The organism is Streptomyces sp. SID5910 (assembly GCF_009862125.1).
In the GTDB taxonomy this organism is placed as follows: Bacteria; Actinomycetota; Actinomycetes; order Streptomycetales; family Streptomycetaceae; genus Streptomyces.
This window is the reverse complement of record NZ_WWHX01000379.1, coordinates 1-5,710: the sequence shown is the minus strand read 5'-3', so window position 1 is coordinate 5,710 and position 5,710 is coordinate 1. Positions and strand designations below refer to the sequence as shown.

At 73.3% G+C, this 5,710-nt stretch carries 5 protein-coding genes; 2 read left to right on the top strand and 3 right to left on the bottom strand.

All coding sequences use genetic code 11. The features are described from left to right. Positions 1-92: 92 nt before the first annotated feature. Positions 93-848 (bottom strand): SIS domain-containing protein, encoded by a 756-nt coding sequence (locus GTW67_RS13040; RefSeq protein ID WP_161164977.1) that lies wholly within the window; start codon positions 846-848, stop codon positions 93-95. Between the two features lie 222 nt (positions 849-1,070). On the opposite strand from GTW67_RS13040, the gene GTW67_RS13035 reads away from it, so the two are divergent. Together GTW67_RS13035 and GTW67_RS13030 are read left to right on the top strand one after the other, a co-directional pair. Further along, positions 1,071-1,763 (top strand): iron-dependent transcriptional repressor DtxR, encoded by a 693-nt coding sequence (locus GTW67_RS13035; RefSeq protein ID WP_161164976.1) that lies wholly within the window; start codon positions 1,071-1,073, stop codon positions 1,761-1,763. 538 nt (positions 1,764-2,301) lie between these two features. Then, positions 2,302-3,189 (top strand): alpha/beta fold hydrolase, encoded by an 888-nt coding sequence (locus GTW67_RS13030; protein WP_161164975.1) that lies wholly within the window; start codon positions 2,302-2,304, stop codon positions 3,187-3,189. 28 nt (positions 3,190-3,217) lie between these two features. Here the strand turns inward: GTW67_RS13030 and GTW67_RS13025 are convergent, their stop codons facing one another. Beyond that, positions 3,218-4,837, bottom strand: a complete 1,620-nt coding sequence (locus GTW67_RS13025; protein ID WP_161164974.1) for a transporter — start codon at positions 4,835-4,837, stop codon at positions 3,218-3,220. Continuing rightward, entirely contained in the window at positions 4,834-5,625 is a 792-nt protein-coding gene (locus GTW67_RS13020; protein WP_161164978.1) for an ABC transporter ATP-binding protein, read from the bottom strand. The genes GTW67_RS13025 and GTW67_RS13020 overlap by 4 nt, the downstream gene beginning before the upstream one ends. Positions 5,626-5,710 lie beyond the last annotated feature (85 nt).

Below are 5,710 nucleotides of genomic sequence, written 5' to 3'. Positions count from 1 at the left end.
CGGCCGGGTTCGCCACGGTAGGCACGGCCCGTCGGGCGGCTTCCAGCGGGGCGGCCCCCGGCCGCGCGTCACGGCCGGGTCCCGCTCAGGCGTCAGCGGCGGTAGAAGATGCGGTCGCCGTACTCGTCCAGTACGCGGCCGTTCCACTCGTGGCCGCCGTCCACGTTGCCGGAGCGCAGCAGGGGCGGTTCGATGCCGTGGTCGGCGAGGGCGCCGGCCGCCGTGGCCATCACGGCCTGCATCAGCGCCGTGGTGACGACGGTGGACGCGGGCGCGAAGGGCGCCGGCACGGTGTCGAGGGTGAGTTCCGCGTCGCCGACGGCGATCTTGGAGTCGAGGACGAGGTCGCAGTGGTCCTTCAGGAACGTGCCGGAGGTGTGCCGGGAGCGGGTCTCGGAGGCGTACGCCACCGAGGTCACGCCGATGACCCTCACCCCGAGCGCGCGGGCGTTCATGGCCATCTCCACGGGGAGCGCGTTGCGCCCGGACAGGGAGATGATCACCAGGGCGTCGCCCGCGCGCAGCGGCGAGGAGTCCAGCACGGCGCTCGCGAGGCCGTCGACGCGCTCCAGGGCGGAGCCCAGCGTGGCCGGCATGACGTCGACGCCGACGACACCGGGCACGGTGAGCAGGTTCATCAGGGCGAGTCCGCCGGCGCGGTAGACGACGTCCTGCGCGGCGAGCGAGGAGTGACCGGCGCCGAAGGCGAAGAGGCGGCCCCCGTCGCGGACGGTGTCGGCGAGCAGGGTGCCGGCCGCCTCGATGGCGTCGGCCTCCTCGTCGCGGACGCGTCGCAGCAGGTCGATCGCCGCGTCGAGGAACTGGCCGGCCGGCTTGCGGTCGCTCATGCGGGACCCCTTCGTGTGGCTGCGTCGCGGATCACGGTGCGGTCTGGACCTGTGCGGTGTCAATACGGCCGAGAGGGCCGCGCCGGGGTGTGTCCGGAGGGGCCGGTCCCAGCCGACTTGCGGCGGCGAGGGACGCTTGTCGGTGGTATGCGTCAGAATTGAGTGCAGGGCCACGTACGCGCCGGTGGGCCCGGTCCTCCGGCAGACTCACAAGGGGCACGTATGTCCGGACTGATCGACACCACGGAGATGTATCTCCGCACCATCCTCGAGCTGGAGGAGGAAGGTGTGGTCCCCATGCGTGCCCGTATCGCCGAGCGGCTCGACCAGAGCGGCCCGACGGTCAGCCAGACGGTGGCGCGGATGGAGCGCGACGGTCTGGTGTCCGTGGCGGCCGACCGGCATCTGGAGCTGACCGAGGAGGGCCGCCGGCTGGCGACGCGCGTGATGCGCAAGCACCGGCTCGCGGAGTGTCTGCTCGTCGACGTGATCGGCCTGGAGTGGGAGCAGGTGCACGCCGAGGCGTGTCGCTGGGAGCACGTGATGAGCGAGGCCGTCGAGCGCCGCGTGCTGGAGCTGCTGCGGCACCCGACCGAGTCGCCGTACGGCAATCCGATCCCGGGCCTGGAGGAGCTGGGCGAGACGGACAGCGCCGACCCGTTCCTGGACGAGGGCATGGTGTCGCTCGCCGACCTCGGCCCGGGCCCCGAGGGCAAGACGGTCGTCGTGCGCCGCATCGGCGAGCCGATCCAGACGGACGCGCAGCTGATGTACACGCTGCGCCGGGCCGGTGTGCAGCCGGGCTCGGTGGTGAGCGTGACGGAGTCGGCGGGCGGTGTGCTGGTGGGCAGCGGCGGCGAGGCGGCCGAGCTGGAGTCGGACGTCGCGTCCCACGTGTTCGTCGCCAAGCGCTGAGCGTCCGCGCGGGGGTTTTCGCGCCACCGTGCCGATCCCGTCGTTTCCGCGACGGGGTGCGCCGAATCGCAGCGGTCGCGCGCTCCGCGTGCCAGGCTGTCGCGTGAGACGGAGGGCGTGAGGGCTCTGGGCCGCGGCCCGACAGCGATGTCGGCCGGGCCGGGGAGGGGAGTGGACATGCCGGTAGGACGGAGAGGGCCCCGGCGCCTTGCGGCGCCGGGGCCTGTCCTCCCCTGTGCTGACCCGGAGCCCCGAGCTCTCAGGGTCAATCCCCTCGGACCGTTTTCCCCGAGCGGTCCGCCTCCCGCTGAAGATCTCCCCCCGGCGACGGCGATCAATCACTGAGGGGTGTCACTCGAATGAGGGGTGTTGCCCAGCGGGACGGCATTTTCGAATACTCATTCGATACTCTGCGGTGGTCGGACACGAACGGCCCGTACGACAGGCGCCAGGTATGACGAGCGTGGATACGAAAAGAAGCGCAGGGACGACACGGCGCGGGCACGACAGGGCGCGACACTTGGGGGTGCCAGGACCTATGGCGCGGCGCATCGACGTCACCGGCGCGGGCGGGGTACGCCTCGCCGCCTGGGAGTTCGGCGACCCTCCCAAGACCGACGGGGCGCACGGCACTGACCCGGCGGATGCGCACGGCGGCCTCCCGGGCGTGCTGTTACTGCACGGCCTGATGGGCCGCGCGTCGCACTGGGCGCCCACGGCGCGCTGGCTCTCCGCGCGCCATCGGGCCGTCGCCCTCGACCAGCGCGGCCACGGCCGCAGCGACAAGCCCCCGCGGGGCGCCTACACCCGGGAGGCCTACGTCGAGGACGTCGAGGCCGCCCTGGAGCAGCTCGGCCTCGGCCCGGCCGTCCTCGTCGGTCACGCCATGGGAGCGCTCACCGCCTGGCAGCTCGCCGCCAAACGGCCCGATCTGGTCCGCGGCCTGATCATCTGCGACATGCGGGCCTCCGCGCTCGGCGCCGCCTCGCAGCGCGTGTGGGACGAGTGGTTCCGGGCCTGGCCGGTCCCGTTCGCGACGCTCGCCGACGTGCGCAAGTGGTTCGGCGAGGACGACCCCTGGGTCGAGCGGCCGAACCCGGCCCGGGGCGAGTTCTACGCCGAGGTGATGGCCGAGTCCCCGGACGGCTGGCGCCCCGTCTTCGAACCCGAGCAGATGCTCCGCTCCCGCGAGACCTGGGTCTACGACGCCCACTGGGAGGAGCTGGCCCAGGTCCGCTGCCCCACCCTGGTCGTGCGCGGCCTGGACGGCGAGCTGGGCCGCGCCGAGGCCCAGGAGATGGTCCGGGTCCTGCCGCGCGGCCGGTACGCGGAGGTCGCCGACGCCGGCCACCTCGTGCACTACGACCAGCCGGAGGCGTGGCGGGCGGCCATCGAACCGTTCCTGGACGCCCTCAGGGAAGGCTGAGCGCCCCCGTCACCGTCTCCCGTCGCCCTCACCCCTTGCTCACCGCCGCCAGGATCTCCGGCAGCCGCCGCGCCGTCCGCGGGGCCGCCAGACGCAGGCCGAGCACGGTGAGCGCCGCGCCGTACACCGCGCCCACCGGCAGCAGTACCGGGCCCCACGCGTCGCCGCCCTCGCGCACGTTCAGCCAGATCGTCAGCGCGATGACCGGCGCGCACAGCAGGGCGGCGCCCACCATGCCGCCGACGATGGAGATCCAGGCCAGCCCCACCTGACCGGGGACGACGTTCTTGTGGCCCTCCTGCGGAATGGAGTACGGGAAGCGGGCCGAGGACCAGGCGCCGGTCGCGAGCATCGCGCCGAGCAGCGCGAAGGACAGGCCGAGCGCCTCGGGCAGCTTCCGCCAGTCGTCGAGCATCGCGGTGGTCAGGACGGTGACGAGGGTGGCGTACGGCAGCGTGATCAGCAGCAGGGCCAGCGCGCGGGCGCGCAGCTCGACGTAGGCGTCCCGGGTCGAGGAGATCGTCATCGCGACGATCCAGAACGCGGACGTGTCCTGGCCGAACTGGTTGTACATCTGGATGCCGAGCATCCCGGCGGCGAAGCAGGCGAAGTAGACCGAGCCGGTGCCCTGCCAGGCGTTGAACACCGGCACGATCAGGCCGATGGCGAGCGAGGTCACCCAGGCCGCCTTGGTCTTCGGATCGCGCCAGACGTACCGCAGGGAGCGTTCCATGGTGGTGCCGGTGCGGCCCGCCGGGAGCAGCCGGGCGAGGCCCGCGGAGCCCGGCTCGCGGGCGGGCCTGCCCTCGGCCGCCTGGAGCGTGGACCCGTCGGGCGAGGTCATCAGCCGGGTCAGGTGCCGCGCCCACACCCACAGCAGCAGCACCAGGGCCGCCGCGGTCAGCGCCAGCTGGGCGACGGCGATGCCGTACGACCCGTCGCTCGCCGCGTCCATCGCGCCGACCGCCGTCGCGGGCGGCACCCAGCGCAGCACGTCGGCCACCGGGTCGAGCTGCTCCAGACCGGAGGTGCCGAGGCGCTGCGCGCCGAAGTTGACCAGCTGCGCCCCGACCGCGACGACCAGGCCGCTCAGCACCGCCAGGTCGCGGCCCTTGCGGCTGGTCAGCAGCCGCACGTTGGCGGCGGCGACGGCCCGCGCGAGCGTCACGCACACCAGCAGCGCGAGGACGGCGCCGACGACGCCGACGGCGAACGCCGCCCCGCCGTGCGCGACCGCGACCACGGAACCGGCGAACATGCACAGCGTGAACAGCGGCCCGATGCCCACCAGCGAGGCCGTGAGCAGGGCCCGCACCAGCGGCCGGGGGCGCAGCGGCAGCATCACCAGCCGCGTCGGGTCGAGCGTCTCGTCGCCGCTCGGGAAGAACAGCGGCATCACCGCCCAGCCCAGTGCGAGCACCGCCGCGAGCAGCACGACCAGCGCGTCCACGTGCGCGTACCCGCGCAGGGCGACCAGGCCGATCAGCTGGAGCGCGGCGAAGAGCAGGACGCAGACGGCCGAGGCGATGTAGGCGGTCCGGCGCCCGCCGGACTGCCGCAGCCCGTTGCGCAGCAGGGACAGTTTCAGCCGGACGAACACGGCCGTCAGGGGCGTGGCCGGCGCTGCCGGGGCGGTCCGCGCGCTCATCGCGCCCCGCCGCCCAGCCAGTCGAGGTCGCTGCCGGAGTCCCGGGCGCCCGCGCCGACGAGTTCGAGGAACGCCTCCTGCAACGAGGCCGCGTCACCGCGGACTTCGGCGAGGGTGCCGGTGGCGCGGATGCGTCCGGCGGCCATGACGGCCACCCAGTCGCACAGCGACTCCACCAGCTCCATCACGTGCGAGGAGAAGACGACGGTGGCGCCGGACGCGGTGTAGCGCTCCAGGACGCCCCGGATGGTCTGCGCCGACACCGGGTCGACGCCCTCGAACGGCTCGTCCAGGAACAGCACTTCGGGGTTGTGCAGCAGCGCGGTCGCCAGGCCGATCTTCTTGCGCATGCCGGTCGAGTAGTCGACGACCAGCTTGTGCTGGGCCCCGGCCAGGTCGAGCACGTCCAGCAACTGCGTGGCCCGCTTGTCCACCTCGGCCCCGGGCAGCCCGCGCAGCCGTCCCGAGTAGGCCAGCAGCTCCCGCCCCGACAGCCGCTCGAACAGCCGCAGCCCCTCGGGCAGCACGCCGATCCTGGCCTTCACCTCGACCGGATCGCGCCACACGTCGTGCCCGACGACCTCGACCGACCCCTGGTCCGGCCGGAGCAGCCCGGTGACCATGGAGAGCGTGGTGGTCTTCCCGGCCCCGTTCGGCCCGACGAGCCCGATGAACTTGCCCGCGGGCAACTCGAGATCCACCCCACCCACGGCGACCTGCTGCCCGAACCGCTTCCACAGCCCCTGCACACGCACGGCACTAGCACTCACCACAACTCCCTCCGTCAACAAGAACCCTACGGGGGGAGAGCGCCCCGTCAGGGGCGCGGGGCTGTGCACATATGCGGCTCCGCCGCGTGGGCGCGATCAACCA

Coding starts and splice junctions, on each gene's coding strand:
- GTW67_RS13040 (WP_161164977.1), bottom strand. CDS start 848: ATGAGCGACCGCAAGCCGGCCGGCCAGTTCCTCGACGCGGCGATCGAC.
- GTW67_RS13035 (WP_161164976.1), top strand. CDS start 1,071: ATGTCCGGACTGATCGACACCACGGAGATGTATCTCCGCACCATCCTC.
- GTW67_RS13030 (WP_161164975.1), top strand. CDS start 2,302: ATGGCGCGGCGCATCGACGTCACCGGCGCGGGCGGGGTACGCCTCGCC.
- GTW67_RS13025 (WP_161164974.1), bottom strand. CDS start 4,837: ATGAGCGCGCGGACCGCCCCGGCAGCGCCGGCCACGCCCCTGACGGCC.